Source organism: Hornefia porci, from assembly GCF_001940235.1.
In the GTDB taxonomy this organism is placed as follows: domain Bacteria; phylum Bacillota; class Clostridia; order Peptostreptococcales; family Anaerovoracaceae; genus Aminicella; species Aminicella porci.
On sequence record NZ_MJIE01000001.1, the window covers coordinates 1,768,560 to 1,793,970 of the forward strand.

A 25,411-nucleotide genomic window follows, 5' to 3' on the forward strand; every position below is an offset into this window, starting at 1 on the left:
TTATAATATACCCCCGTGACATTTGCCATAGTTTCCGGTAAAAAATAAATGTTTCACGTGAAACATTTATTGTAAATCGTGAATTTTCAAGGCTTTCCGGCGTTCTATGGCAGTTCCTTTCCCGTCGATTCTTCATTGTCAGCGCGGGGCTGAGGCTGCCCGTTTTATCGTATCGGCGATTTTTTCGGCTTACCGGCCTGCCTCGGGTAACGGCCGGGCGTGGAGGTTTCTTTTCGTATTATAACAAAGTTATGTTCGAGCCCTTTTATATTCACGGCCTCGACTCCGGCAATCCGGCCGCCCAGCACACGAATCGCCTTTTTAGCAGCGCCGAGTTCTTCTTCTATGTCCGATCCCTTGTAGGAAATAAAGTACCCTCCCGTCTTTACAAAGGGCAGACAATATTCCGCGAGAACCGCCATATCGGCGACCGCTCTGGAAAGGCACAGGTCGTACTGTTCGCGATACCGCTGGTCTCTGCCGAGATCCTCTGCGCGGCCGTGCTGCAGATTTACATTGGTCAGAGCGATTTCCCCGCACATTTCTTCCACGACGCGGACTCTTTTCTGCAGGGAATCGATCAGAGTGAACTGTTTATCCGGAGTCAGTATTGCCAGAGGCACACCGGGAAATCCTCCGCCGGTTCCCAGATCGAGAACGGTATCTGCGGCTCTGTATTCCGGAAGCTTCATCACGGCAGCGGAATCCAGGAAGTGCTTCAGGATAAATTCATCGGGGTCGGTGATGGAGGTGAGATTGATATGCTGATTTTTCTCAAGCACAAGTCTCATATACTCCATCAGTCTGCGGCTGTCTTCTTCTGTGCACCGGATCTCCATCTCTCCGAGAGTGTTCCTCATCATTTCTCTCTGTTTTTCCTTTGTCATCTCTCCACCTATCATGTCCATCAGAGTCCTCCCCTCTTCTGTTTCTCGAGATAGATCAGCAGAACATTGATATCCGCCGGCGAAACGCCTGAGATTCTGGCGGCCTGACCGACAGACAGCGGTCGTATACGCCCCAGCTTCTGAGCGGCCTCCAGACGCAGTCCCCGAATCCCGTCATAATCCAGGTCCGGTGAAAGCTTTTTATCCTCCAGCTTTTTAAACCGCTCGATCTGCTGAAGCTGTTTGGCAATGTAGCCCTGATATTTGATACGGACCTGCACACAGTCTCTGGCATGGGAGGAAAGGTCAGGGCGGTCCGGGTCAATCTCCGCCAGCGAATCATAATCGATTTCCGGTCTGCGAAGGAGATCATAAAGCGAAACCCGATTCTGCAGCGGAGAACTTCCGCGTTCCTCCAGATACTGCGATGCGTCCGCGGGTGCAACTGATGTATTTTTCAGACGGCTGATTTCTCGTTCAACTTCCTGTTTTTTGGAAAGATACCGCTGATAACGCTCTTCTGACACGAGTCCCAGGTCATATCCCTTCTCTGTCAGACGCTCGTCTGCGTTGTCCTGCCTCAGAACCAGCCTATATTCCGCTCTGCTCGTCATAATTCTGTAAGGTTCATTAGTACCTTTGGTCACGAGATCGTCGATTAGAACGCCAATATAAGCCTCGCTTCTGTCCAGGACGAAGGGCTTTCTTCCATTTATTTCCAGCGAAGCGTTGATTCCGGCCATAAGTCCCTGCGCAGCCGCCTCCTCATATCCAGAGCTCCCGTTAAACTGGCCGGCGCAGAACAGCCCGCCGATATTCCTGTATTCCAGATTAAGCTTCAGCTCCTGAGGATCGATGCAGTCATATTCGATTGCATAAGCCGCCCGCGTGATACGGATATCCTCCAGCCCTTCAATCGTATGGTAGAATTCCCGCTGCACATCCTCGGGCATGCTTGAACTCATTCCCTGAATATACATTTCCTCTGTATCAAGTCCCTCCGGCTCGATGAAAAGCTGATGGCGCTTTTTATCTGCGAAGCGTTTCACCTTGTCCTCAATAGAAGGACAATAGCGGGGACCGATGCCCTCGATTTCTCCGCCGAACAGTGCCGACCGGTGAAAATTCTCCCGGATGACACGGTGTGTCTCTTCATTTGTATACGTAAGCCAGCAGGGAATCTGCTCCCGTTCCAGGTGCTCATTCATAAAGGAGAAGGGGACGATTTTCTCATCCCCGTCCTGACGAATCATTTTGTCATAATGAAAGGTCGAGGCAAGGGCGCGGGCCGGCGTGCCCGTCTTGAATCTCCGGAGCTTCATCCCGTGCTTCCGCAGATTTTCCGCCAGCTCTTCAGAAGGAGCAAGTCCGTTCGGACCGCCGGGAAAGCTGCTGCCGCCGATGAATATTTTACCCCGCAGGAATGTTCCCGTGGCGAGGATTACCGCTTTGCTCCGGTAAACGCAGTGAGTTCTGGTCACAACGCCGCAGACTCTGCCTTCTTCTGTCAGCAGGTCCACAACCTCATCCTGTTTCATATCCAGATTCTCTTGTCTTTCCAGAGTCTTTTTCATCTCCATATGGTACTGATGTTTATCTGCCTGCGCCCGCAGCGAATGAACCGCCGGACCCTTTGCGGTGTTCAGCATCCGGCTCTGGATGAAGGTCTTGTCGATATTGATTCCCATTTCTCCGCCGAGCGCGTCGATCTCTCTGACCAGATGTCCCTTGCCGGTTCCGCCGATAGACGGATTGCACGGCATCATGGCAACAGCCTCGAGATTGATTGAAAAAATCATCGTTTTGTTCCCCATGCGCGCAGAAGCAAGCGCCGCCTCACAGCCGGCGTGCCCCGCACCCACGACGATGACGTCATACCGGTCCATTACAATCTGTTCCATTGTTCCCTACTTTCCAAGACAGAATCTGGAGAAGACCTCGTTCAGAATATCATCCGCAACCGCCTCTCCGATAATTTCACCCAGACGCTCGTATGCGCTGTTTACATCAATTTCAATAATTTCCAGAGGTTCTTTCCTCCGGACCGCATCGATGGCGTCGCAGAGGGACCTCTTTCCCTCCTCCAGGAGATCGCGGTGTCTGGCGTTTGTCACCAGCACACTTTCCCGGCGGCCGGCCATATCCGTTTCCACTCGGGAAACTATGCAGTCCTCCAGTGCTTTCAGTCCTTCTATATCCTTCATGCTCCCGGATACCGTCTGTGCTCCCCCCAGCGCCGAAGAAATCTCCGAGGCGGACAGCACCTGCGGAAGATCGGCTTTGTTGATGAGCACGATCGTGCGGGAGGGATCGACATGCTCCATGATGTCATAATCCTCCTGCTCCAGTTCCCTGCTCCCGTCGAGCACAAGAATCACGAGATCCGCTTTGTTGAAGGAGGCCTTGGACCGCTCGATTCCGATGGACTCGATCTTGTCATCCGTCCTGCGTATTCCGGCCGTATCGGTAAGGATTACCGGAATACCGCGTATGCTCAGACTTTCCTCTATCGTATCTCTCGTCGTTCCGGGAATTTCTGTCACAATGGCCCGGGATTCCCGGAGCAGTCCGTTCATCAGTGAGGATTTTCCGACGTTCGGTTTTCCGATAATCGCTGCCCGCAGTCCCTCCCTGAGAATCCGTCCGGTATCTGCGCTGTCAATCAGCGTCTGAATCTGCTGCCGGACGGGATCCAGCCCGGTGAAAAGCTTCCGGTAAGTCAGCTCCTCGATATCCTCATCCGGATAATCGATATTCACTGTCAGATCCACGAGCACATCCAGCAGCATGCTCCGGAGCATCCGGATCTTCCGGCTCAGAATTCCCTCCAGCTGCTCCACGGCCACGTCATAGGTTCTGTCTGTTTTCGCGGAAATCAGATCCATCACTGCCTCCGCCTGCGTCAGGTCAAGACGGCCGTTCAGAAAGGCTCTCTTTGTAAACTCTCCCCGCTCTGCCGCCCGTGCTCCCGAGCGGAGCACCAGCTCCAGGGTCTTCCTCAGCGGAACCATCCCGCCGTGACAGTTGATCTCCACCACATCCTCTGCAGTATAGGTCTTTGGCTTTTTCATCAGCACACAAAGAACCTCGTCGACGATGTTCTGTTCCTCGTCCACGATATGCCCGTATGTCATTCTTCTGTTGACGGGATCGCCGGACACCGCGGGAACAAAGATTTTCCGGAGGATTTCCTCCGCATCCTCTCCGCTGATGCGTATGATCCCGACTCCGCCTTCTCCGTAAGGCGTAGAGATTGCCGCAATTGTATTCTTCATCATAGTATAAAAGCCCGCGAAGTGCGGGCTATATCTCTCAGTTCAGTTCTATGATAACCCTGCGATAAGGATCCTGTCCCTCGCTTCGCGTTGTTACACGAGGATCATCCTGCAGTGTAGCGTGAATGACTTTCCTCTCATAGGGGTTCATAGGCTCAAGCTTCACGGGACGTCTGGTGCGGACGACTTTATTCGCCAGTTTTCTGGCCAGCTGCTCCAGTGTGCGTTCCCGCTTGGATCTGTAATTTTCTGCGTCAACGACGACCTTAACGTAGTTGTCTCTGTCCTTGTTCACCACCAGGCTGGTCAGGTACTGAATCGCGTCCAGCGTCTGTCCCCTCTTCCCGATGATCGTGCCGGAATCGTTTCCGTCGATATTTACGTAAACGTTATCCTCATCCGCCCGGACAACCATGTTGAGCTTCAGCCCCATCTGCTCTGTAACTTCTTCCAGAAATTCCTTTGCCGGATGGTCCTCACAGATCGGAAGAACGTCCATCGTCTTATGGAAATCCAGCTCTTCCAGTTTGCTGCTCCGCTGCACGGGAGCATCGTCGAAATCATTGCGGGAGGACTCGGCCTTCCGATGACGGTTTTTCTTCTCAGATGATTTCCGCGGAGCCTGTTCAGAACGGTTCCCGGCCGACGGCTTCTTTCTTTCAGACGCCGTGACGGAGACCTTTGCCTTTTTTGTTTCAGGCACAGGCTCTTCCTCCTCGGTTTTTTTCTTCTTTTCAACTCTGACCAGAGCAAGCTTGGAACCGATACCGAAAAAACCCCGGCTCGGCTCTTCCAGAACAGTGACGTCAACCTCGTCCCTTGTGAGTTTGAGGTCCGCGAGAGCAAGCTCCACTGCGGAATCTACATCATCGCCCCATTTTTCTGTTACATCCATATTTACTCCTTGTATAAATCCGCGCACCGCAGGCGCGGATCCTGTCGCTACGTTCTGGCAACTGCCTTCGCGTGCTTCTTTCCTCTTTTCTTCGCCTCCGCTTCCTCTTTCATCTTCCTGCGAATCTGATTGAACCGGATATTATAGAAAATCTGGATAAACTGGCTCAGGAACCAGTAGGTCGCCAGTCCCGCAGCGTAGGTCTTCGCCAGCCAGACGATCATGATCGGAAAGCCGTATTTCATGACATTCATCATGGCGTTGCTGCTGTTCGGAGCCTGCCCCGGCATCGCGCCATTCTGCTGTGACATATAGAAGGACGCAAAGGTGGCGATTCCCGCCAGAATCGGCAGAATCCAGGGATCCGGCTGTGCCAGGTCATTAATCCACAGAAAACTTTCGTGAACCGCAAAGTACATGCTTTCCGAAGGAACGTACTTCAAAGGATAACGAAGAAGTGTGAACAGGCCCATAATCACGATCATCTGAATGATCATCGGCAGACATCCTGCCATCGGATTGACCCCTTCCTCCTTATACAGCTCCGTCATCTTCTGATTCATCATTTCCTTGTCATCCGCGTACTGACGCTGGATCGCCTGCAGCTTGGGACCCATTTCTGACATCCCTGCAGTGGAAAGAATCTGCTTCTTATAGAACGGATAAAGACAGAGCTTCACGATAAGAGTCAGGATAATCAGCGCAATCGCGTAATTCCCCACCATATCATACAGCCATGTCAGGATCCATCCCAACGGTGTAGCGAGTATACCAAAAAAATCCATTCATTTCCTCCATTACGGAACAGGATCGTATCCCCCCGGATTCCAGGGATGACACCTCAAGATCCGCCGTATTCCTAAATATGTGCCCTTAATCGGCCCGTACTTCTCCAGCGCCTGGATAAAGTAAGTCGAACATGTAGGGTAGAATCGACATGTAGCCGGAAACAGCGGCGAAATACATATCTGATAGAATCGTATCAGCAATATGAATATCCTTCTTACAAAATTGCTAATATACTTCATTTCACTTCTTTCAATACCCCGGTTCTTCTGAACGCAGATTCCAGCGATTTCTGCACCTGCTGGCACTTTGCTCCGTCGATCGTATTGCGGGCGATGATCACAAAATCATATCCGCACGGCAGGCGCATCCCGCTGAGGCGCATCGCCTCCTTCATCAGTCTGCGCGCCCTGTTGCGACGGACACTGTTGCCAACCTTCTTGCTGGCCAGAAAGGAGATTCTGTTGTGGTCCAGATTATTTTTCAGACAAAACACGACGACATAACGATCGCCCACTGATTTGCCCTTTCTGTAAACCCTGTCAAAATCCTTCTGATATCGAAGTACGTCTTCCCGCCGCTTTTTCTTATGCGGAGAGCTTTTTTCTGCCTCTGGCTCTTCGTCTCTTGAGGACATTTCTTCCGTTTTTGGTGGCCATTCTTTTACGAAAGCCGTGTTCTTTCTTTCTCTGTCTTTTCTTTGGCTGATATGTCTGTTTCATGTTAACCTCCCGTTAATCATATAAATTTGATTTTTGCACAATCTAAATTACAATATGTGCACGCATATTGGTATATTATACTTTTATTATGTTTTTATGTCAATACATCTTCACAAAAACACATCTGTCTTGACACATGATAAGACAACTTGCTATAATATCTGCGATAACCCGTCGGACCGTCCCGTGCGCTCCTGCGCGCCGGATGCCGGCACAGCATATTTTTTTCTTTGCTGAACAAAGAAAGACATGACAGGAGAAAAATTGAAATGAATGAACAAACCGGCTTCAGAGCCTTTTGTAAAAGAAAAGATATCGAAATCAGTTTCAGACGTTATGTACAGGACGCACTGTCCGCCATGGGTCTCGGACTGTTCGCTTCCCTTCTGATCGGGCTTATATCGAAAACCATCGGAGAGCAGCTTTGTAATATTCCCGGAATCACAGAAAAATCCGCAGTACCTGCTTTTCTGATTTTAATCGGTACAGCCGCAATGAATATGATGGGCCCGGCTATCGGCGCAGCGGTAGCCCGGTCTCTGAAAGCGCCTCCGCTGGTACTGTTTTCCTGCATTGCTCTCGGCTATATGGGAGCCACATTCACCGGATTCGGAATCAAATTCACAGGCGGTCCCGCCGGCGCGTTTATCGCGGTGGCAGTAGGAGCGGAATTCGGAAAGATGATATCTAAAGAAACGAAAATCGATATCATCGTTACCCCTGCGGTCACTCTTATTACAGGAGGACTGGCCGCCACTCTTATCGGCCCCGGCGTCGGCTGGCTGATGATGGAGCTGGGAAATTCCATCGTCGCCGCCTGTAACTGGCAGCCCTTCTGGTTCGGAATCTTCATTTCCGTCGTCGTCGGCCTGGTTCTTACCGCTCCAATTTCCTCTGCTGCCCTCTGTATCATGCTGGGTATTTCCGGTCTTGCGGCGGGCGCTGCAACAGCCGGATGCTGCGCGCAGATGATCGGTTTCGCCGTCATCAGCTACAAAGAAAACGGTATCGGCGGTTTCTTCGCCCAGGGAATCGGCACATCCATGCTGCAGGTTCCGAACATTGTACAGCATCCGTGGATTCTGGTACCCCCCACCCTTACGGCAGCCATCACCGGACCGATCAGTACCTGCATTTTCAAAATGACCAATAACGCCGCCGGCGCAGGTATGGGAACCTCCGGTCTTGTGGGACAGATCATGACGCTGACGGATATGGGCTTCACACTCCCCGTATTTTTCAATATCCTTATCATACAGATAATCGCTCCCGCCATTATCTCATGGCTGATTTACAAAGTCATGTACAGAGCAGGACTCATTAAAGACGGAGATATGAAACTGGATCTGTGAAAACATCCGTAATATCATGAATGTTTTCATCGTTTTATGTAAAGCTCAGGTAAAATAAAAGCGGTGTTTTTATACTTATGAACAGTTTTATACACAACCTGTGGATAAAGTTGGGAAATATTTATTTTCCAACTTTATTATTTTCCACTTGTATATGGATAACTTATTAGTTAAAATATGAATTAATCACCGTTTAATCAAAGAGGGAAACATGAACGACAATCATCAGACCTGGGAAAAGGTTTTAGCGATCATAAAAGAGGAGACAACGACGCCGAGTTTTAATCACTGGTTTGCCTCCGCTCATCTTCATTCTCTGGACGACACCGCGAAAATCGCTTATCTGGAGACGCAGGATGAATTTAATGTGAGAATCCTGAACAACCGCTATAAGACCATGCTGGAAAATACCTTCAAAACTGTTCTTCAGGAGGACTACCGTGTCATCGTGCGGAAAACCACGGATTATGAAAATGAGCCGGAAAAGCCGGAAGCAGTCATCAGAAAAGAAAAGGCGAAGGTGACCTATGTCAATAAGGAATTCAGAAACCAGAGGATTTTCAACCCGAAATTCAACTTTGACAATTTTGTGGTAGGAGAAAGCAACGAGCTCGCCTACGCCGTCGCCAAGGCGGTGGCGGAATATCCGGCCCAGTCGTATAATCCTTTGTTTCTCCACGGAAAATCAGGACTCGGCAAAACCCATCTGATGCACGCCATCGGAATCTATCTTCTGGAAAACAACAACGATCTCAACGTTCTCTACGTCTCATCGGAAATGTTCACGAATGAGCTCATCAAGGCTCTGGGAGAGAAAAACGGAACGAGGGAATTTAAGAACAAATACCGGAAGGTGGACGTTCTGCTGATTGACGACATCCAGTTCCTGGAGGGAAAGGAATCCACACAGATGGAATTTTTCAATACCTTCAACGAGCTGTACGCGAACAATAAGCAGATTGTCATCTCCTCGGACAGACCGCCGGATCAGCTGGTGCGGCTCGATGAGCGGCTTCGTTCCCGTTTCTACTGGAAAATGGTGGCAGAGCTTATGCCGGCCGACTATGAAACCCGTGTGGCGATTCTGCAGAAAAAGGCTGAGAATGAGAACCTGACGATGGACAGCGACCTCTACGAGGTAATACAGTTAATTGCGGAACGGATCTCTGATAACATTCGTGTGCTGGAGGGAGCGTTTTACCGTGTTATTTCCTTCTCCAACCTGATGGACAAGAAAATAGACAAGTCCTTTGCGAAGAGGGTTCTGAAAGACATCATCATCAACGGGAGCAACAACCCTACCCCGGTACAGATAAAGAATGTGGTCAGCAAACATTTCAATATTAAAATCAACGATCTGGAATCCTCCAAAAGGACGAATCAGATCGCTTATCCGCGCCAGATCGCAATGTATCTCTGCCGGACCATGACCGACTTCTCTTTTCCTCAGATCGGACAGCTTTTCGGAGGAAAGCATTATACAACCGTAATGCACGCCTGCGATAAAATACAGAAACAGCTGAGAACCGATCCGAACCTGAAGGAGGTCATCGACGAGCTGAAAAAGGAAATAAACAATGTTAACAATTAAGAACAACTTTTACAGATTATCCTTATTTCAAAAACAACTGTTTTTGTTAAAAAATAAAGTTGCTCTGAAGTTATCCACATAATCCACAGGCTCTACTACTAATACTACTAAAATAATTATAAGTAAAAAAACGTATTTCGGAGGTCAATTATGAAATTTTCATGCGATCAGCAAAAGCTGTCGAAAGCTCTCAACATCGTGTCCAGAGCTGTAACTTCCAGGACCACAATGCCCGTCCTGAAAGGAATCCTGCTTGAAGTCAGAGACGGTAAGCTCACGATGTCAGCATCCGATCTTGATGTTTCCATACAGAACACCATCGACGTTGATTCTCCGGAAGACGGATCCGTCATCGTAATGGCCAAGCTATTCGGAGACATCATCCGCAAGCTTCCGTCTACGGAAGTAAACGTCGTCTGCGATGACGAATACAATGTCACCGTTAAATGCATGAACTCCAATTTCAAAATTATGGGAATGTCTACAGATGAATTTCCCAGCATCAATACGCTGGAGGAGGAAAGCAGGTTTGCCGAGTTCGACAAAGATGTACTTCGCAGCATGATTGAAAAAACAGCCTTTGCGGCCAGCGTAGACGAGTCCAGGGGAGTCATTACCGGCGTTCTGATTGAAATGGAGAATGATCAGGTAAACATGGTGGCGATCGACGGCTATCGCATGGCGATTAACAGAAGGAACAAAGTAAATCCGCAGCAGAAAAAGATTATCGTTTCTGCCCGGACGCTGACGGATATCGGACGTATTCTGGGAGAGACGGACAGCAGCGAAAAAACAGGAACCCTTTATCTCAGCAGCAAGAAGGCTGTACTGAGAATGGACAATGTCCAGGCGGAAATGAAGCTGATGGAAGGTGAATTCATCGGATACAGGGATATCATTCCCGGGGAAAGTAAAATCATCATGACGGTGAACCGCGGCATGCTTCTGGAAAGTATAGAGAGAGCGTCTCTTCTGTCCCGCGCCGGAAAGAACAATCTGATCCGGATGAACATTCAGGATACGATTCTGACCCTGACCTCCAATTCCGATGAAGGAAATGTCAGAGAGGAAATTCCCGTAACAAAAGAAGGAGAGGATCTGACCATCGGATTTAACGCACAGTATGTTATCGATGTGCTGAAGGCGGTGGAGGATGACGAGGTGAAGATGCTGTTCAATACGCCTGTCAATCCTTGCCTGATTCAGCCGCTGAGCGGGGATGAATACGAATATCTTGTCCTTCCGGTAAGAATAAACTGATATGTACATAACAGATCTGGAACTGAAAAACTTCAGAAATTATGAAGAACTAACCATTCAATTTGATAAGAATGTAAATATTATCGTCGGAAGGAATGCGCAGGGAAAGACAAACCTCATCGAGGCTGTCTTTCTCTCTTCTATTGGAAGATCCTTCCGGACTTCGCACGACAGCGATTTAATACGCTTCGGTCAGGAGGACGCCTTTGTTCGCGTGCGGGCAGAAAAAGAAGTCATCGACACGAGGGTGGAAATAAAAATCAACAGACATCATAAAAAGTCAATACAGAAAGACGGGAACACGGTTCACAGGACATCGCAGCTGATCGACAACATCATTATTGTGATTTTTTCACCGGACGATCTGAAAATTGTGAAAGAGGAGCCGGAGAAAAGGAGAAAATTCATCGACCGGGAGCTCGCGCAGATTAAACCGGCCTATTATGACAGCCTTTCCAATTATAAAAAAACGCTTCAGCAGAGAAACGCCTGTCTGAAGGAGGAATATGTGGAACCCTCCCTTCTGAGTCTGTGGGATGAGCAGATGATTATTTACGGAAGCGATATCATCCGGATGAGGAAGGAATTCATCGACAGAATCAATGAATATTCGTCGAGGATTCACCGGGGAATTACCAACGGGAGCGAAGAGCTTTCTCTGCGGTATGATCCCAACATTTGCTTTTGTGAGACAAAGGAAGAGCAGCAGGAGCTGTACAGGAAGGAACTGATGAAATCCGCCGCCTCTGATCTGCGGATGCGAACGACAACCCGAGGACCTCAGAAGGATGATCTGCAGTTCTTTGTAAACGGCGTAAATGCGCGAAGCTTCGGCTCACAGGGACAGCAGAGAACCTGCGCTCTCTCACTGAAGCTTGCGGAACTCGACTTCATAAGAGAGGAGACGGGAGAAAAAGGAATTCTCCTGCTGGATGACGTCATGAGCGAGCTGGATGAGAACAGAAGAGATTATCTGGTGAGAACCCTTCATGAAAACCAGCTGTTTATCACGACGACTGATATAGACCCCGGAATTCTGGAATATTATCCGCAGGCGAGAATTATCGAGATAGAAAACGGGAAATGCGTGAATTTGGAAAAACCTGCTAATTTATAATACTCAAGTAAAGAAAAATTAGTGGGTTTTTAAGTGCAAAACAGTTGATTTAACGGATTTTTTCTTTATTAAATGATATTTTAATTAAAAATATCTTAAAATCTTGCTAAAACGCTGATTTTGTTATATAATCAATATTAATGCCATAGCAAAGTATGGAAAATAATGGATAAGAACACATAAAAGGTGGGATTAAATGAGCGCAGAAAAGAGCAAGAATCAGTATAATGCCGACCAGATACAGGTTCTGGAGGGATTTGAGGCAGTTCGAAAAAGACCGGGTATGTACATCGGATCCACAGGTCCGAGAGGACTTCACCATCTGGTCTATGAGATTGTTGACAACAGTGTGGACGAAGCTCTTGCAGGTTTTTGTAAGAAAATCAACGTTATCATTAACGAGGATAACTCCATCACGGTCATCGACGACGGCCGCGGAATGCCGGTGGACCTTCATCCCAAGATGAAGATCCCTGCTGTTGAGGTTATTCATACCGTGCTCCACGCCGGCGGAAAGTTCGGCGGCGGAGGATATAAGGTGTCCGGAGGACTGCATGGAGTCGGCGCCTCTGTCGTCAACGCTTTGTCAACAAAGATGATCGTTGAAATCAACAGGGACGGAAAGACCTATGAAATTGAATTTTCGCGGGGAAAAACCACGAAAAAGCTGAATGTGATCGGAGAATCCTCGCACACCGGATCCAAGACGACCTTCTGGCCGGATCCGGAAATATTCGAAGAGACGGAATACGATTATGACACCCTCCAGCATCGTCTCAGGGAAATGGCCTTCCTCACGAAGGGAATTAAAATCACTCTGGAGGACCGGAGACCGGGTCACAAGAAAAAAGAAGTGTTCCACTACGAGGGTGGATTGAGAGAATTCGTCAAACACATCAACACCAATAAAGATGTCATCAATGACGATATTTTCTATTTCGAGTACAGCGACGGGAATCAGGAGGTCGAGGTTGCGATGCAGTATACAGATCGCTACAATGAGCTTCTTCTTTCCTACGCCAATAATATCAATACGGTGGAAGGCGGTTCTCATCTTGCGGGATTCAAGTCCGCTCTGACAAGAGTGATGAATGATTACGCAAAAAGAACCAAGATGATGAAGGACGGGGATTCTCTTTCCGGAGAGGACGTACGGGAGGGTCTGACCGCGGTCGTTTCCGTTAAGCTGACAGAGCCTCAGTTCGAGGGACAGACCAAAGCAAAACTCGGAAACACGGAAATGAGGGGCTTTGTGGAAACCTCCACGAGTCAGAATCTGATCGCGTTCCTGGAGGAAAATCCAAAACAGGCGCAGGCGATTCTGAATAAGTGTCTCAGCGCGTCCCGCGCCAGAGAAGCCGCACGAAAGGCCCGGGCACTGGTCCGCAGGCAGACGGCGCTGCAGGGACTTTCTCTTCCGGGCAAGCTGGCGGACTGCTCGGAGAAAGATCCGGCGCTTTCTGAAATCTTTCTGGTCGAGGGTGATTCCGCGGGCGGAAGCGCCAAGCAGGGAAGAGACCGTAAACGTCAGGCGGTTCTGCCGCTGCGCGGTAAAATTCTGAACGTAGAGAAGGCCCGTCAGGATAAGATGCTGAATTCAGAGGAAATCAAGAATATGATTACCGCATTCGGCTGCGGAATCGGAGATGAATTCGATATCAGCAAGCTCAGATATCACAAGATTATCATCATGACGGATGCCGACGTGGACGGCGCTCACATCCGCACACTTCTGCTGACCTTCTTCTACCGCTATATGACGCCGCTGATAGAAGGCGGTTATGTGTACGCTGCCCAGCCTCCTTTGTTCCGCGTGCAGAAGGGAAAGAAGACCTGGTATACATACTCTGACAAAGAACAGAACAAACTCCTGGAGGAGATAAAGGATACTGCCGGCAAGGTTGAAATTCAGCGGTATAAAGGTCTGGGTGAAATGGACTTCAACCAGCTCTGGGAGACCACGATGGATTATACCCGGCGGACGATGGTTCAGATCACAGTGGAGGATGCTACGGCGGCAGATGAAATCTTCACGACTCTGATGGGTGACAAAGTGCCTCCCCGCAGAAAATTCATCGAAGAAAACGCCAGATACGCCACACTGGATGTATAGAGCTACGGAAGATACGGAAGACATGAAAGGAAACAGTATTGGATACTTTATTGGAAGATAACAACATCATACAGCACGAAATCCATAACGAGATGAAGAACTCCTACATCGACTACGCCATGAGTGTCATCGTCGGAAGAGCTCTTCCGGATGTGCGGGACGGCATGAAGCCGGTGCACAGAAGAATTCTCTACGGAATGTCTCAGCTGGGAGTCACTCCCGACAAGCCGTATAAAAAATCGGCCAGAATCGTCGGTGAAGTCATGGGTAAATATCATCCCCACGGAGACAGCTCCATCTACGACGCCATGGTGCGTATGGCCCAGGATTTCTCCATGCGTTATCCGCTGGTTGACGGACACGGAAACTTCGGTTCCATCGACGGCGACGGCGCGGCCGCGCAGCGTTATACAGAGGCGAGGATGAGCCCCTTCTCCCTGCAGATGCTCAGGGATATCGACAAGGATACAGTCGATTTCATTCCGAACTTCGACGGTGAAGAAAAAGAGCCGGTGGTTCTTCCCAGCCGTTATCCGAACCTCCTTGTAAACGGATCCAACGGAATCGCCGTCGGAATGGCGACTTCGATTCCGCCTCATAATCTCGGCGAGGTCATCGATGCGACAGTGAAGATTATCGATGATCCGGAGGTCAGCATCGACGAGCTGATGAAAATCGTCAAGGGGCCGGACTTCCCGACGGGAGCTCAGATTCTCGGAAAGAGCGGAATCCGGGACGCGTACAGAACCGGACAGGGAAAAATCAAAGTCCGTGCCATCTGTGAAATTGAAGAGACGAACCGGGGAAAATCTCAGATTATCGTTTCGGAAATTCCTTACGCGGTAAATAAGGCGAGACTGATTGAAAAAATCGCGGAGCTGATAAAGCTCAAAAAAATCGACGGAATTTCCGATATCCGGGATGAATCCAGCCGTGAGGGAATGCGCATAGTCATTGAGCTGAAGCGGGACGCTAACCCTCAGATCACGCTGAATCAGCTGTATAAGCATACACAGCTTCAGGATAATTTCAGCTGTATCATGATTGCATTGGTGGATGGTCAGCCTAAACTTCTGAATCTCTATCAGATTCTGGATGAATATATTAAATTCCAGAAGGAGGTTGTGACCAGAAGAACCCGGTTCGACCTGGCCAAGGCGGAGGCGAGGGCCCATATTCTGGAAGGTCTGCGCATCGCTCTCGACAATATCGACGAAATCATCAAAATTATCCGCAGCGCATATAATGACGCAAAGGAGAAACTGATGGAGCGTTTCGGACTCTCCGAAATCCAGGCGCAGGCGATTCTCGATATGAGACTCGCCAGACTGCAGGGACTGGAACGCGAGAAAATCGAAAAGGAATACGAGGAGCTGATGGACCGCATCGCATACTATAAGGCGGTTCTTTCCGATGAAGGAATGCTGATGGGAGTCATCAAGGCTGAACTTCTTGAAATCAAAGACAAATGGAACGATAAGAGAAGAACCAGACTGGCTCCCGACGCCTCAGAATTCGAAGACGAGGATCTTATCGAGGAGGAGCAGGTCGCCGTTACGCTGACTCATCTCGGGTACATCAAGAGAGTGCCGGCGGACACCTACAAGGCGCAGCGCCGCGGCGGCAAGGGCATAATGGGAATCACCACGCGGGACAATGATTTTGTAAAAGACTTAATCATGACCTCCACTCACGATCAGCTGATGTTCTTCACCAACACAGGAAAAGCGCACAGAATGAAGGCTTTCCAGATTCCGGAAGCTTCCAGAACTGCCAAAGGCACGCCGGCAGTCAATTTCCTGAGTCTGATGCAGCGCGAGAGGATTACCTCCATCATTCCGGTAAAGAATTTCGAGGAAGAGAAATATCTTGTGGCTGTCACAAAGTTCGGTACTATCAAGAAAACAGCCATTTCGGAGTATAATACGAACCGTAGCAGCGGCATCATCGCCATCAAGCTGAAGGACGGCGATCAGCTGATCGATATCAAGCAGACGACAGGAAAAGACAATATTATCATCGTCACCCGGAAGGGTAAATGCATCTGCTTCTCCGAGGACGACGTGCGGCCGATGGGGCGCATCGCCGGCGGAGTGCGGGCTATCAAGCTGGAGAAGGACGACGAGGTGGTGTCCATGTCGCTGGTTCAGCCGGGGCAGGAGCTTCTGGTAGTCACGGAGAACGGCTACGGAAAACGGACGCCGGTGAAGGAATACAAAATTCAGGTCAGGGGAGGCAAGGGTCTTCTGACCTACGATAAGAGCAAATTCTCCAAGACCGGTTCACTGATCGGCGCTATGGTTGTCGATGAGGACGACGAGGTTCTTCTGATTAACTCCGATGGAATCATCATCCGCATACGTGCGGAAGAGGTTTCCGAGCTGGGAAGAGCGACCCAGGGAGTCAAGATCATGAAGGTCGAGGACGGAACCAGGATCGTCGCGATGGCGAAGGCGATCCGGGAAGAGGACGCGGAGAAACAGGCGGAGAAATCAGACGCCGGAGAACAGATAAAGATTTAATCCCGGAAAACAGGGTATAAAGGTTCTGAGCGAAAACATCGCTCAGAATTTTTATATCATGGCGCTTGCATCTTAGGAAAAGGTATATTAAGATGGTGATATAAGCCAGAAGGAGTCAAGGATGGATAATATCAAATTTATTATTCCCGGAAAGCCGGAGTACCTTACAATGGTGCGGCTCGCGATCAGTTCCATTGCCACGACGGCAGGGTTCGATCTGGAGGCGGTCGAGGACATGAAGACGGCGGTCAGTGAAGCGTGCAAGAACATTTCCTGTCACGGATACAGTGGATTTGCGGATAAATATGATGTAGAATGTAACGTGGAACAGGGAATGATCGAGATTACAGTAAGAGACGACTGTGATTCTCATTCCATCGCCAAGACGCATAAGCCGTGCGAGATGTGCCCCAGCGAGGGCGACCTCGGCATTTATGTGATTGAATCGCTGATGAACAAAGTAGAGTTTGGCAGGGGAGAGGATGAACGCAAGTTTATCAGAATGGTGAAGAAGGTATGACGGACAGGGATCAGTTTATCGAATATAAGAAGCATCCTACAATTGAATTAAGAAATAAAATCGTGGAGGATCATCTTTACATGGTAGATATTCTGATCCGCAAGTACCTGAACAAGGGCGTCGAGTATGACGATCTTTATCAGGTGGGCGCGCTGGCGCTGGTGCAGGCTGTAGAGCGTTTTGATCCGGATAAGGGTTATGAATTCAGCTCCTTCGCCACGCCGACAATTCTCGGGGAAATCAAGAAATATTTCCGGGACAAGCAGTGGAGTCTGAAGGTTCCCCGCCGCCTGAAGGAAATTTCGACCAAGGTTCAGGAGGTCAGAGACGATCTCTATCTGAAATATCACCGCAATCCCACAGCGGCGGAAATCGCGGAGGCTACCGGTTTTACCGAGGAGCAGATTATTGAAGCGATGGAAAGCTCGCAGGCGTACGGAACCTATTCGCTGGACAAGACATTTGACGATGCCGGAGAGGATGGGGAGAGTTCTTTCCTGGAGAGATACACAGGCTTTGACGACAAAGGCTTCGAGCGGGTGGAAACCGCGGAGATTATCAACAAGGTCATGAACGAGCTCAGCGATCAGAACCGGTATATTTTCCGGGAACGCTTTATTTACAACCGATCCCAGGCAGATATCGCCAAAACGCTCGGCGTCAGTCAGATGACGATTTCCCGTGCGGAACGCAATATCATCCGCCAGTTCCGGGACGAGCTCCACAGATCCTCATAAAAAGAATCGCCGAACCGCAGAGGAAGCGCGGACAGCGATTTTTTATTTTCTGATTCCTCTATTTGATGGATTTTATTTTCAGATCTCCCAGCCGGTCTGCGACTTTTCCTGTCTTGTTGGCCAGTGAGTTCAGATCGCGGCAGAATTCCCGGGAGGAAATGATGTCGCGGATGGAATCCTCGCCTTCGATTTCCCGGATGTTTTCCCAGAACAGCCGTTTAACCTTATTCTCATTCTTTTTTATCCGTATCATCCCCTTCCAGAACCGGTCGTCGTCGCTGCTGATCCAGGCGCGCACAGATTCCTCCAGAATATGAATGGAATCCCGGTTGATTTCAGCCATCTCAATATTCTTGGGGGTCGGCCGGTAATCGAAAAACTGAATGAAATCCTTCAGATCCTTGATTTCGTCTGTCAGGTCGTCGATGACCCGGGAAAGATTGAACAGATAGTGACGCGAGACCGGAGTGATAAAGGAGTTTTCCACATAATAGATAAGAGTTTCCCGTTTCCGGTCCGCAGTCTTCTCCGCTTCCTCGATACGGTCGGCAGTGTCAGGATCCAGCGTGTGCATGAACTGCACGAAAAGGTCGGCGCTCAGACTGCCCTGCGCGCACTGTCCCTTCAGCAGATCGTATACCTCAGTGTCCGAGCTGCTCCTGAAAAAACTCTTTTTCTTTATTTTCTCTGTCATGAACAAAACCTCCGGTTTCTGTGTTTTTCTGCGCTCCGTTTCGGTGAAGGTGCAGGTTATACGGGAATCAGTATCATCAGACGGATTACAGCCGCGCCGGTCAGTCCTGCCGCCGGAAGAGTCAGGAGCCATGCCAGTAGGATTTTGTACAGGATCTCCCAGTTCACCGACCGGGGACGGTCTTCGGTTCCGACGCCCATGACGGATCCGGTGATGACCTGCGTGGAACTGACGGGAAGTCCCGTTGCGTTGGCGATTTCCACCACGAGGATGGAGGAGAGCTGGGATACAAAGGCCCGGTCTGTGTTGACTTTCACGATGTCGCGCCCGACGGTGCGCATCATGTTGAAGCCGCCTGTCATGGCGCCGACGGCCAGTGCCAGACCGCAGAGGGCTGTAATCCCCGGCACCGGAAGATGAAGCGGCGTCAGTGTGTCCGACGGAGAGCCGCCGCCTGCGGCCAGAGCACCGAGGCAGATCACGCCGGCAACCTTTTGTGCCTCATTGCTTCCATACGATAAAGCCAGCAGAGCCGTGCTCACAATGTCCAGCGCGCGCACTCTCCGTGTCCAGACGATCGTTCCCCGCCGCAGGATGCGATTCTGAAGCTTCAGCAGCAGAAATCCCAGTGCGAAGCCTGCCAGAGGCGAGAGAATCATAGCGGCGACGACCCGCAGCATCACGCTGCTCCATATGACTGAATCCGCGCCGCAGATTGCCATGGAGCAGCCGATCATGGAGCCGATAAGCGAATGGGAAGCGCTGGAAGGAAGCCGTCCTGCCCAGGTAATCAGATTCCATACCATGCTTCCGAGGAAGGCGGACACGGCGAAGAGTGCAGCCTGTGTTCCACCGCCGGCAAGGATGTCACCGCTGTTCACAATTCCGTTTACCATGGTGCTCTGAACCGCGTTTCCGAGCAGGACGGATCCCAGCAGGCAGGCGAGACCGGCCAGCAGAATCGCGGAGCGGGGTTTCATGATCCGGGAGGTGACGGTGGTGGCGACGATGGTGCCTCCGTCGTGCATGCCGTTTACGTATGCAGTTGTAAGTCCGATGATAACCGTCATTACTAACATAATGATATATTACCACAGAAATCGGAAAACTGCGCGGTGTTTTCAGACCCGGGCGGACGCTGCGGCGCACAGTCCGTCGGCAGGGTGTCCCGGCAGAACACTCCGGCAGAAAAGGTCCGGCGGCGGATATGCATTGCGTAAACAGCCGGAGAGAAGGGTTGATGCAGAAAATATGGGTATAATATATCTATCCGCAGGTCGGTGGCGTCAGAGAGGCACTGTCCGGCAGAGCGCGGGTGAGGGGAAGAACGGAGCATAATCAAAGGACTCCGGTAAAGACAGTCTGCAAATATATTGCAGCAGAGAGGAAAAAATATGAAGCTGGAATTGTATAAATTTGAAGGATGCCCTTTTTGTATGAGGGTGATGAATGAAATCCGGGAGGAAGGAAGAAATGATGTGGAGCTCCACGATATCCATCAGAATGAGGTGGACCGGCAGCGTCTGATTCGCGACGGAGGCGTGGAGCAGGTTCCCTGTCTGTTCATCGACGGCAGGCCTCTGTACGAAAGTGCGGATATCATTGAATGGCTGCGGGCCAATCCCGCTTCTGCCGCTTCCCGCGGATAAGAGAGGAAAATCAGATTGGAGGCGGCGCAGAAAGCGTCGGACAGAAGCAAAAAAGCCGGTTCCCGTACTGCCCGGGGGCCGGCCGATGTTCAGCGTTTTTTTGACGCTGTTTTTTTCTTTTTGGTTTTCTTCCGCGACGTGCTGATGTTGTACTTCAGACGGACGCCCTGCAGCATGGCGATCACACTGAATATGGCGGCGATCAGCATCAGTGCCAGCCAGATTCTGTTATAGAATGTAAAGTCGTGGATTTTGTTATTCTCGTCCACATAGAACCGGATATGCTGAGTGATGGTATAAAGTCCCCAGTAGACGAAGGTGAATATGTTGCAGATCATGACTCCCTGAGAGCCGGAGATATACCGTTCCGACTGAATGCGGAAGTTTACGCCGCCCTCCTCGACTGTCTTCGGGTCAAGCGCTCTCATGTTGAGAAGGCAGATGAACGCGTAGGCGCAGCCTATCGCCGCGGAAAAGATAATGACATCCAGCCCGTAAAGGCTGTTCTTTTCCACGCCTTCCGCGGAGACCATGGGTCCCGTGAAGAAATTGACGAAAAAGAAAAATGCAATGACCAGAGCTCCGCTGATTCCGGTGGCCGCCAGTCCGATTTCATATTTTTTCAAAAGTTCTTTTCTCTGTTCCATAATCTGATTCCTCATATTCCGATTGATGCTGATAATTTTATGACTGTCTGATCTCGTCGATTCCGATATTCGCCAGCTCGTCCGCCCGGTTGTTCATTTCCGTGATATATAGGAAATCCTCGAAGCTGAAGCCGGTGCCGTTCCAACGGACGAATTTCTCGTATAGCCTGTCCATGTTGGTGGAGGGGTGATCGGGATTCACGTGCCCCTTGACCCGGTAGAAGCTTACGTCATGTCTGCGCACCAGCGCCAGAAGCGTCTGCCAGAGCTCCTGATTCTCGACAGGCTTTTTCTGGGAAGTTTTCCAGCCGTTCTTCTCCCAGTTCACGTACCATTTTTTCCGGAAGCAGTCCGCCACATAGGAGCTGTCTGTGAAGACCCGAACGGTCAGACCTTCCCGATTCAGCGCCGAAAAGGCGGAAATCACTGCCGTCAGTTCCATTCGGTTATTGGTGGTGTCCGCTTCACTGCCGTGAAGTTCTTTTCTGTGCTCTCCGAATTCCAGAACAGCGCCCCATCCTCCCAGATTCTTTTCGTTCTGGTTGCCGGCGCATCCCCCGTCGGAGTAAATGTTCAGTATCTGTGCCATAAATCTGTTACCTCGGTACTATTATGCCTTATTTTCCGGGAAACGTAAAGAGAATAACATCATCTTGCCATTTCTCGGTTTCGTGATATAATCTTATCAACTGAAACGACAATAAGACTGAGCAAGAAGGGAAATGAATGGGATTATCGTTCTGTTCTTTTGCCAGCGGCAGTTCGGGCAACTGTTATCTGGTGGAAAGTGAGAATACAGTAATATTAATTGATGTAGGGATCACGGGCAAGCGGATTCTGGCCGGGCTTGAGGAAAACGGTCTGGAGGCGGGAGACGTGGATGCAATCCTTCTGACGCATGAACACATCGACCACGTGCGGAGTATCCGGATGATCGGCCGCAAGGCAGGTCACGCGGAGGTTTACGCTTCCGAGGGAACGTTCGCGGGAATTGAGGAGAAGCTTCTGCCCAGGGGGCGCTGGAGTCCCGTTCCCGACGAGGAATTCGCCATCGGAGACATCGCGGTCAGAGCCTTCAGCCTTTCCCACGATGCAATTGAACCCACGGGATATACACTGCGGAGCGGCGGAAGGCAGGTGACGGTCGTTACGGACACCGGCGTCGTCACGGAAGAGATTTTCGAACAGATGAAGACTGCAGATCTTCTGGTGCTGGAGGCCAACCACGAGGTGAATATCCTGCGGATGGGATCCTACCCATATCCGCTGCAGCAGCGGATTCTGGGAGATGAGGGGCACCTCTCCAACGAGACGGCGGGCCGGGTTTTGTGCTCGCTCCTGGATCAGATGCATGGGGAAAGGATCCCCCGGGTCCTGCTGGCGCATCTTTCTCATGAGAACAACACTCCGCAGCAGGCGTATCTGACGGTGAAAAACATACTGTTCGAGAGGGATTACTTTGTTGACCGGGATGTGAAGCTGGCTGTGATCCGCCGGGATGAAACAAGTCCCCTGCTGGAGGTATAGAAAATGAATATAACGGTGATATGCATCGGCAGGCTGAAGGAAAGATACTGGCGGGAGGCCGTCGGCGAATACAGCAAGCGGCTGGGAAGCTACTGCGGTCTGCGGATTCTGGAGCTTAAGGAGGCGAGGCTGCCTGCCGGCGCAGGATCCGCGGAGGAAGAGGCTGTGAAGACTGCGGAGGGCGAGGAGATCCTCTCCCGGGTGAACAAAGATATGTTCGTCGTGTCTCTGGAGATCCGGGGCAGACGGATGAGCTCGGAAGCGCTGGCGGAAAAGCTTCAAAGTCTGGCACTGGAGGGACGCAGCGAAATTGCCTTTGTTATAGGAGGAAGCCTTGGACTGTCTGAAGCGGTGAGCCGGAGAGCGGACCTGAAGCTGTCCTTCTCTGATATGACCTTTCCGCATCAGATGATGCGCGTGATCCTGCTGGAGCAGATTTACCGATCCTTCCGGATTATCCGCGGTGAGCCCTATCACAAATGAAACCGGACCGGCGGAAAGCAGAGAAGGAAAAAAAAATGAAAAATACCTATAGAAAACAATGGAAATCGATAAAAGATCAATACTTGATTTTTTATCGATTTCGGAATATATTTATGTGATAAAGTTATGAACATGACGCAATTCAGGACAATAGAGAAAAAAGTATGCATAACCTGCGTGCTGTTCAGTATGATATGCGCGATCACCTTTTCTTTGGTGAAAGGGATCAGCAGCGCATTCTTCATCGGAATCGCGCTGGGAACCGTGCTGATGCTGCTGAATTTTCATCTTCTGGGAATTGTGGTCAGCAGATACTTTGACAGATCGGGGATGGGAATTCCCGTTATGTTATATGTGCTTCGGCTGCTCATTTACGCTGCGGGCGCTGTGTTCTGCTTCCGGGTGGGGATGACCTGCCTGCTGGCGTATGCGCTGGGCGTTCTGGGGCTTGTCGCGGGAGCACTGTTAAATTTTGGTAAAGGAGGAGGTAAGGATCAATGATTCAATTCAGTGAATTGGGTCCAAGGATCATCCTGTATTTCGGAAGCGGCGATAAGGTTTTCCTGACGGAAAGCACCTGCTTCGAGATCATCCTCGCCGTGATTCTGGCTGTCGTCGGAATCTGGCTGGGAAGCGGTCTGGAGAAGGTGCCCAAAGGGAAGCAGATCGTTGCGGAAGTCCTGGTCGGCTGGGTATACAATTTCGCTCAGCAGAATCTGGGAAAAGTCCGGGGTGAGAAATTCGCGCCCTATCTGGGATCACTGATCGTATGGCTTGTGTTCGCCAACAGTCTCGGACTTATCGGACTTAGGCCGATTACGGCGGATCTCAATGTGACGGCGGCGCTGGCAGTGATGTCATTCGTCCTGATCCAGGGATTTGCGATTAAGGAACTGGGCGTCAGGGGAAGAATCGACGAGCTGGGGGATCCCTACTATGCGATTCTGCCGATGAATGTGATCAGCGAACTGATTCTGCCGGTTACACTGGCTCTTCGACTGTTCGGAAACATCTTCGGCGGTATGGTGGTCGTCGATCTGTGGATGCACCTGATGGAATTCCTGAGCTACAAATTCTGTGCGGTTCCGATTCTGCGGTGCGTCACGGTTATTCCGCTGAATCTGTTCTTTGATATGTTTGAGCCTGTAATTCAGGCATACATATTCACCATTCTGACTGCGGTCAATCTGGAGGAAGGTATGTCCGGCATGCGGGAGGACACAGCAGAGAAGAGACGACTGAAGAGAGAGAAGAAGAAACAGAAGCTTATCAGAGAAGCCTGATGAAAAGGACTCAGGCAGACAAAACAACAGTATTTTAGGGAGGTAAAGAAAATGGGACTTATTGCAATCGGAGCAGGACTTGCTATGGGACTGGCGGCACTCGGCGTAGGCATCGGCCAGGGAATTCTGGCGAACGGAGCGATGCACGGAATGTCCAGGCAGCCGGAGATCGCCGGTAAAATCACCGGAAACATGATTCTGGCTATGGCGATCATGGAGACCGCGCTTGTTCTGTCCTTCGTTATCGCGATCATGCTTTACAGTAAGCTTTAATCAGGGGGAGAAATACAGAGAAAGGGGGAATAAAACATGCACGGGTATCAGGCGTTGTTTAATCTGAACTGGAACTTTCTGTTCTCGATCATAACGTTTATTGTTTTATTCTTGATCTTGAAGCATTTCTTCTTTGAAAAGGTCCATGACTTTATGATGAAGCGTCAGCAGGAGGTGGAGGATTCCCTGAATAACGCGGCGGAAACCAGCCGCATTGCCGACGCGAAGCTCGCCGACTACGAGGAGCGTATCGCCGGCGTGGAAACAGAGAGTCGCGCGATTATCAAGAAAGCCAGAGACGAAGCGAAGATCCAGGCGGACAGCATCATCGACGCCGCCAATGAGAAGGCCAAGGCCGCGATTACACGTTCCCAGGAGGAGATCCGGCGGGAGAAATTCAACGCCCGCAAGGAGCTTAAGGAAGAGGTGGGATCGCTGGCTGTTCTCGCCGCGGAGAAAATCATGGAACGGGAAATCGATGCGGACAGGCAGAAGGATATCGTTGACCGGATCATCGAGGAAGCTGAGGAGAAGACATGGAAATAGAAGTCGCAATGGTCTACGCCGAAGCGCTTTACGGTGCGGCGAAGGATCTCGGAGAGGTAGAAGAGATCCGGGACGAGATCACGCAGATCGACCAGATCCTCCGGAAAAGCAGAGACTTCTCGGAGCTTTTTCTGAATCCGGCAATTTCGGCTGCCGAAAAGAAGAACATACTGAAGAATGTGTTCGAAGGCCGCGTGCAGAAAGAGGTCCTGAATTTTATGTACATTCTGGTGGACAAAGGCAGGACGACAGGCTTCCATGAGATGGTCCGCCAGTACTGCAGACTGATGGACGATGCGGAAGGAATCAGTGAAGGCGTAATCTATTCCGCTTATCCTGTGACGGATGAGCAGCTTCAGAAATTTGAAGCGGAGACCAGCCGGTTGTTCCGCAGAAAGGTCCGTCTGCAAAACAGGGTGGACAAAAGTCTTCTGGGAGGCGTCCGGCTGTTTGTCGACGGGAAAATGATCGACGCGTCCGCGCAGCATAAGCTGGAACAGATGGCAAATAAGATCAGAGTATACTAAGGAGA

At 50.3% G+C, this 25,411-nt stretch carries 28 protein-coding genes; 16 read left to right on the plus strand and 12 right to left on the minus strand.

What is annotated here, in order from left to right:
* Positions 1-164: 164 nt before the first annotated feature.
* From rsmG to rpmH, 8 genes are read right to left on the minus strand one after another with little or no spacing between them, the layout of a single operon-like run.
* Positions 165-908 (minus strand): 16S rRNA (guanine(527)-N(7))-methyltransferase RsmG, encoded by a 744-nt coding sequence (gene rsmG, locus BHK98_RS08360; RefSeq protein ID WP_083628173.1) that lies wholly within the window; start codon positions 906-908, stop codon positions 165-167.
* Positions 908-2,788: a tRNA uridine-5-carboxymethylaminomethyl(34) synthesis enzyme MnmG gene (gene mnmG / locus BHK98_RS08365; RefSeq protein WP_075713309.1), complete on the minus strand. Its 1,881-nt coding sequence runs from the start codon at positions 2,786-2,788 to the stop codon at positions 908-910. Before mnmG ends, rsmG begins: the two co-directional genes overlap by 1 nt.
* A 6-nt stretch (positions 2,789-2,794) precedes the next feature.
* Complete coding sequence (mnmE, locus tag BHK98_RS08370) at positions 2,795-4,165, minus strand: tRNA uridine-5-carboxymethylaminomethyl(34) synthesis GTPase MnmE (protein WP_075713311.1); 1,371 nt, start codon at positions 4,163-4,165, stop codon at positions 2,795-2,797.
* A gap of 34 nt (positions 4,166-4,199) precedes the next feature.
* A complete protein-coding gene (jag, locus tag BHK98_RS08375) occupies positions 4,200-5,057 on the minus strand; it encodes an RNA-binding cell elongation regulator Jag/EloR (RefSeq protein ID WP_075713313.1) in 858 nt (285 codons plus the stop codon).
* Positions 5,058-5,104: 47 nt separating this feature from the next.
* Positions 5,105-5,842: a YidC/Oxa1 family membrane protein insertase gene (locus tag BHK98_RS08380; RefSeq protein WP_075713315.1), complete on the minus strand. Its 738-nt coding sequence runs from the start codon at positions 5,840-5,842 to the stop codon at positions 5,105-5,107.
* Between the two features lie 12 nt (positions 5,843-5,854).
* Positions 5,855-6,085 (minus strand): membrane protein insertion efficiency factor YidD, encoded by a 231-nt coding sequence (gene yidD, locus BHK98_RS08385; RefSeq protein ID WP_075713317.1) that lies wholly within the window; start codon positions 6,083-6,085, stop codon positions 5,855-5,857.
* Positions 6,082-6,480 (minus strand): ribonuclease P protein component, encoded by a 399-nt coding sequence (gene rnpA, locus BHK98_RS08390; protein WP_075713319.1) that lies wholly within the window; start codon positions 6,478-6,480, stop codon positions 6,082-6,084. The genes yidD and rnpA overlap by 4 nt, the downstream gene beginning before the upstream one ends.
* Positions 6,431-6,565, minus strand: coding sequence for a 50S ribosomal protein L34 (gene rpmH / locus BHK98_RS08395; RefSeq protein WP_075713321.1), 135 nt, complete (start codon positions 6,563-6,565; stop codon positions 6,431-6,433). The genes rnpA and rpmH overlap by 50 nt, the downstream gene beginning before the upstream one ends.
* A gap of 269 nt (positions 6,566-6,834) precedes the next feature.
* Between rpmH and BHK98_RS08400 the strand changes: the two genes are divergently transcribed.
* The 8 genes from BHK98_RS08400 to BHK98_RS08435 all read left to right on the plus strand — a co-directional run bounded on the left by BHK98_RS08400 (position 6,835) and on the right by BHK98_RS08435 (position 17,777).
* Positions 6,835-7,917, plus strand: coding sequence for a PTS sugar transporter subunit IIC (locus BHK98_RS08400; protein WP_075713323.1), 1,083 nt, complete (start codon positions 6,835-6,837; stop codon positions 7,915-7,917).
* Positions 7,918-8,128: 211 nt separating this feature from the next.
* Positions 8,129-9,508: a chromosomal replication initiator protein DnaA gene (gene dnaA, locus BHK98_RS08405; protein WP_075713325.1), complete on the plus strand. Its 1,380-nt coding sequence runs from the start codon at positions 8,129-8,131 to the stop codon at positions 9,506-9,508.
* 150 nt (positions 9,509-9,658) lie between these two features.
* Complete coding sequence (gene dnaN / locus BHK98_RS08410) at positions 9,659-10,768, plus strand: DNA polymerase III subunit beta (RefSeq protein ID WP_075713327.1); 1,110 nt, start codon at positions 9,659-9,661, stop codon at positions 10,766-10,768.
* A 1-nt stretch (position 10,769) separates the two neighbouring features.
* A complete protein-coding gene (recF, locus tag BHK98_RS08415; protein WP_075713329.1) occupies positions 10,770-11,885 on the plus strand; it encodes a DNA replication/repair protein RecF in 1,116 nt (371 codons plus the stop codon).
* Positions 11,886-12,081: 196 nt separating this feature from the next.
* The gene (gyrB, locus tag BHK98_RS08420; RefSeq protein WP_075713331.1) at positions 12,082-13,998 is read left to right on the plus strand and encodes a DNA topoisomerase (ATP-hydrolyzing) subunit B; all 1,917 of its coding nucleotides are present in this window, start codon (positions 12,082-12,084) and stop codon (positions 13,996-13,998) included.
* 38 nt (positions 13,999-14,036) lie between these two features.
* Entirely contained in the window at positions 14,037-16,520 is a 2,484-nt protein-coding gene (gene gyrA / locus BHK98_RS08425) for a DNA gyrase subunit A (protein ID WP_075713333.1), read from the plus strand.
* A 121-nt stretch (positions 16,521-16,641) separates the two neighbouring features.
* Entirely contained in the window at positions 16,642-17,040 is a 399-nt protein-coding gene (locus BHK98_RS08430; RefSeq protein ID WP_075713335.1) for an ATP-binding protein, read from the plus strand.
* The gene (locus BHK98_RS08435; RefSeq protein ID WP_075713337.1) at positions 17,037-17,777 is read left to right on the plus strand and encodes a SigB/SigF/SigG family RNA polymerase sigma factor; all 741 of its coding nucleotides are present in this window, start codon (positions 17,037-17,039) and stop codon (positions 17,775-17,777) included. Before BHK98_RS08430 ends, BHK98_RS08435 begins: the two co-directional genes overlap by 4 nt.
* Before the next feature lie 58 nt (positions 17,778-17,835).
* Here the strand turns inward: BHK98_RS08435 and BHK98_RS08440 are convergent, their stop codons facing one another.
* Together BHK98_RS08440 and BHK98_RS08445 are read right to left on the minus strand one after the other, a co-directional pair.
* Positions 17,836-18,471, minus strand: a complete 636-nt coding sequence (locus BHK98_RS08440) for a DUF47 domain-containing protein (RefSeq protein ID WP_075713339.1) — start codon at positions 18,469-18,471, stop codon at positions 17,836-17,838.
* A 56-nt stretch (positions 18,472-18,527) separates the two neighbouring features.
* Entirely contained in the window at positions 18,528-19,550 is a 1,023-nt protein-coding gene (locus tag BHK98_RS08445; RefSeq protein ID WP_083628177.1) for an inorganic phosphate transporter, read from the minus strand.
* 315 nt (positions 19,551-19,865) lie between these two features.
* Here BHK98_RS08445 and BHK98_RS08450 point away from each other — a divergent pair, with 315 nt between their 5' ends.
* Positions 19,866-20,120 carry a glutaredoxin family protein gene (locus tag BHK98_RS08450; RefSeq protein WP_075713343.1) on the plus strand — a complete coding sequence of 85 codons (255 nt, stop codon included), beginning with the start codon at positions 19,866-19,868 and terminating at the stop codon, positions 20,118-20,120.
* Positions 20,121-20,209: 89 nt separating this feature from the next.
* Here BHK98_RS08450 and BHK98_RS08455 read toward each other — a convergent pair whose 3' ends face one another.
* Together BHK98_RS08455 and BHK98_RS08460 are read right to left on the minus strand one after the other, a co-directional pair.
* Positions 20,210-20,767, minus strand: coding sequence for a hypothetical protein (locus BHK98_RS08455; protein ID WP_075713345.1), 558 nt, complete (start codon positions 20,765-20,767; stop codon positions 20,210-20,212).
* A gap of 37 nt (positions 20,768-20,804) precedes the next feature.
* Positions 20,805-21,356: an RNase H family protein gene (locus BHK98_RS08460; protein ID WP_075713347.1), complete on the minus strand. Its 552-nt coding sequence runs from the start codon at positions 21,354-21,356 to the stop codon at positions 20,805-20,807.
* 137 nt (positions 21,357-21,493) lie between these two features.
* On the opposite strand from BHK98_RS08460, the gene BHK98_RS08465 reads away from it, so the two are divergent.
* From BHK98_RS08465 to atpH, 7 genes are all read left to right on the plus strand, one after another.
* On the plus strand, positions 21,494-22,294 hold the full coding sequence (locus tag BHK98_RS08465) for an MBL fold metallo-hydrolase (RefSeq protein ID WP_075713349.1): 801 nt from the start codon (positions 21,494-21,496) through the stop codon (positions 22,292-22,294).
* A 3-nt stretch (positions 22,295-22,297) separates the two neighbouring features.
* Positions 22,298-22,777: a 23S rRNA (pseudouridine(1915)-N(3))-methyltransferase RlmH gene (gene rlmH / locus BHK98_RS08470; RefSeq protein WP_075713351.1), complete on the plus strand. Its 480-nt coding sequence runs from the start codon at positions 22,298-22,300 to the stop codon at positions 22,775-22,777.
* Between the two features lie 126 nt (positions 22,778-22,903).
* Positions 22,904-23,278: a hypothetical protein gene (locus BHK98_RS08475; protein WP_075713353.1), complete on the plus strand. Its 375-nt coding sequence runs from the start codon at positions 22,904-22,906 to the stop codon at positions 23,276-23,278.
* On the plus strand, positions 23,275-24,060 hold the full coding sequence (gene atpB / locus BHK98_RS08480; RefSeq protein ID WP_075713355.1) for a F0F1 ATP synthase subunit A: 786 nt from the start codon (positions 23,275-23,277) through the stop codon (positions 24,058-24,060). The genes BHK98_RS08475 and atpB overlap by 4 nt, the downstream gene beginning before the upstream one ends.
* A gap of 51 nt (positions 24,061-24,111) precedes the next feature.
* Positions 24,112-24,333, plus strand: coding sequence for an ATP synthase F0 subunit C (atpE, locus tag BHK98_RS08485; protein WP_075713357.1), 222 nt, complete (start codon positions 24,112-24,114; stop codon positions 24,331-24,333).
* A gap of 36 nt (positions 24,334-24,369) precedes the next feature.
* Entirely contained in the window at positions 24,370-24,879 is a 510-nt protein-coding gene (gene atpF / locus BHK98_RS08490) for a F0F1 ATP synthase subunit B (RefSeq protein ID WP_075713359.1), read from the plus strand.
* Positions 24,870-25,406, plus strand: a complete 537-nt coding sequence (gene atpH, locus BHK98_RS08495; protein WP_075713361.1) for an ATP synthase F1 subunit delta — start codon at positions 24,870-24,872, stop codon at positions 25,404-25,406. The genes atpF and atpH overlap by 10 nt, the downstream gene beginning before the upstream one ends.
* The last annotated feature ends 5 nt before the right edge of the window (positions 25,407-25,411 follow it).

What these genes read in the sequence shown, in the direction of transcription:
- rsmG (WP_083628173.1), bottom strand. Translation starts at nt 908, where the DNA reads ATGGACATGATAGGTGGAGAGATGACAAAGGAAAAACAGAGAGAAATG.
- mnmG (WP_075713309.1), bottom strand. Translation starts at nt 2,788, where the DNA reads ATGGAACAGATTGTAATGGACCGGTATGACGTCATCGTCGTGGGTGCG.
- mnmE (WP_075713311.1), bottom strand. Translation starts at nt 4,165, where the DNA reads ATGATGAAGAATACAATTGCGGCAATCTCTACGCCTTACGGAGAAGGC.
- jag (WP_075713313.1), bottom strand. Translation starts at nt 5,057, where the DNA reads ATGGATGTAACAGAAAAATGGGGCGATGATGTAGATTCCGCAGTGGAG.
- BHK98_RS08380 (WP_075713315.1), bottom strand. Translation starts at nt 5,842, where the DNA reads ATGGATTTTTTTGGTATACTCGCTACACCGTTGGGATGGATCCTGACA.
- yidD (WP_075713317.1), bottom strand. Translation starts at nt 6,085, where the DNA reads ATGAAGTATATTAGCAATTTTGTAAGAAGGATATTCATATTGCTGATA.
- rnpA (WP_075713319.1), bottom strand. Translation starts at nt 6,480, where the DNA reads ATGTCCTCAAGAGACGAAGAGCCAGAGGCAGAAAAAAGCTCTCCGCAT.
- rpmH (WP_075713321.1), bottom strand. Translation starts at nt 6,565, where the DNA reads ATGAAACAGACATATCAGCCAAAGAAAAGACAGAGAAAGAAAGAACAC.
- BHK98_RS08400 (WP_075713323.1), top strand. Translation starts at nt 6,835, where the DNA reads ATGAATGAACAAACCGGCTTCAGAGCCTTTTGTAAAAGAAAAGATATC.
- dnaA (WP_075713325.1), top strand. Translation starts at nt 8,129, where the DNA reads ATGAACGACAATCATCAGACCTGGGAAAAGGTTTTAGCGATCATAAAA.
- dnaN (WP_075713327.1), top strand. Translation starts at nt 9,659, where the DNA reads ATGAAATTTTCATGCGATCAGCAAAAGCTGTCGAAAGCTCTCAACATC.
- recF (WP_075713329.1), top strand. Translation starts at nt 10,770, where the DNA reads ATGTACATAACAGATCTGGAACTGAAAAACTTCAGAAATTATGAAGAA.
- gyrB (WP_075713331.1), top strand. Translation starts at nt 12,082, where the DNA reads ATGAGCGCAGAAAAGAGCAAGAATCAGTATAATGCCGACCAGATACAG.
- BHK98_RS08430 (WP_075713335.1), top strand. Translation starts at nt 16,642, where the DNA reads ATGGATAATATCAAATTTATTATTCCCGGAAAGCCGGAGTACCTTACA.
- BHK98_RS08435 (WP_075713337.1), top strand. Translation starts at nt 17,037, where the DNA reads ATGACGGACAGGGATCAGTTTATCGAATATAAGAAGCATCCTACAATT.
- BHK98_RS08440 (WP_075713339.1), bottom strand. Translation starts at nt 18,471, where the DNA reads ATGACAGAGAAAATAAAGAAAAAGAGTTTTTTCAGGAGCAGCTCGGAC.
- BHK98_RS08445 (WP_083628177.1), bottom strand. Translation starts at nt 19,550, where the DNA reads ATGTTAGTAATGACGGTTATCATCGGACTTACAACTGCATACGTAAAC.
- BHK98_RS08450 (WP_075713343.1), top strand. Translation starts at nt 19,866, where the DNA reads ATGAAGCTGGAATTGTATAAATTTGAAGGATGCCCTTTTTGTATGAGG.
- BHK98_RS08455 (WP_075713345.1), bottom strand. Translation starts at nt 20,767, where the DNA reads ATGGAACAGAGAAAAGAACTTTTGAAAAAATATGAAATCGGACTGGCG.
- BHK98_RS08460 (WP_075713347.1), bottom strand. Translation starts at nt 21,356, where the DNA reads ATGGCACAGATACTGAACATTTACTCCGACGGGGGATGCGCCGGCAAC.
- BHK98_RS08465 (WP_075713349.1), top strand. Translation starts at nt 21,494, where the DNA reads ATGGGATTATCGTTCTGTTCTTTTGCCAGCGGCAGTTCGGGCAACTGT.
- rlmH (WP_075713351.1), top strand. Translation starts at nt 22,298, where the DNA reads ATGAATATAACGGTGATATGCATCGGCAGGCTGAAGGAAAGATACTGG.
- BHK98_RS08475 (WP_075713353.1), top strand. Translation starts at nt 22,904, where the DNA reads ATGAACATGACGCAATTCAGGACAATAGAGAAAAAAGTATGCATAACC.
- atpB (WP_075713355.1), top strand. Translation starts at nt 23,275, where the DNA reads ATGATTCAATTCAGTGAATTGGGTCCAAGGATCATCCTGTATTTCGGA.
- atpE (WP_075713357.1), top strand. Translation starts at nt 24,112, where the DNA reads ATGGGACTTATTGCAATCGGAGCAGGACTTGCTATGGGACTGGCGGCA.
- atpF (WP_075713359.1), top strand. Translation starts at nt 24,370, where the DNA reads ATGCACGGGTATCAGGCGTTGTTTAATCTGAACTGGAACTTTCTGTTC.
- atpH (WP_075713361.1), top strand. Translation starts at nt 24,870, where the DNA reads ATGGAAATAGAAGTCGCAATGGTCTACGCCGAAGCGCTTTACGGTGCG.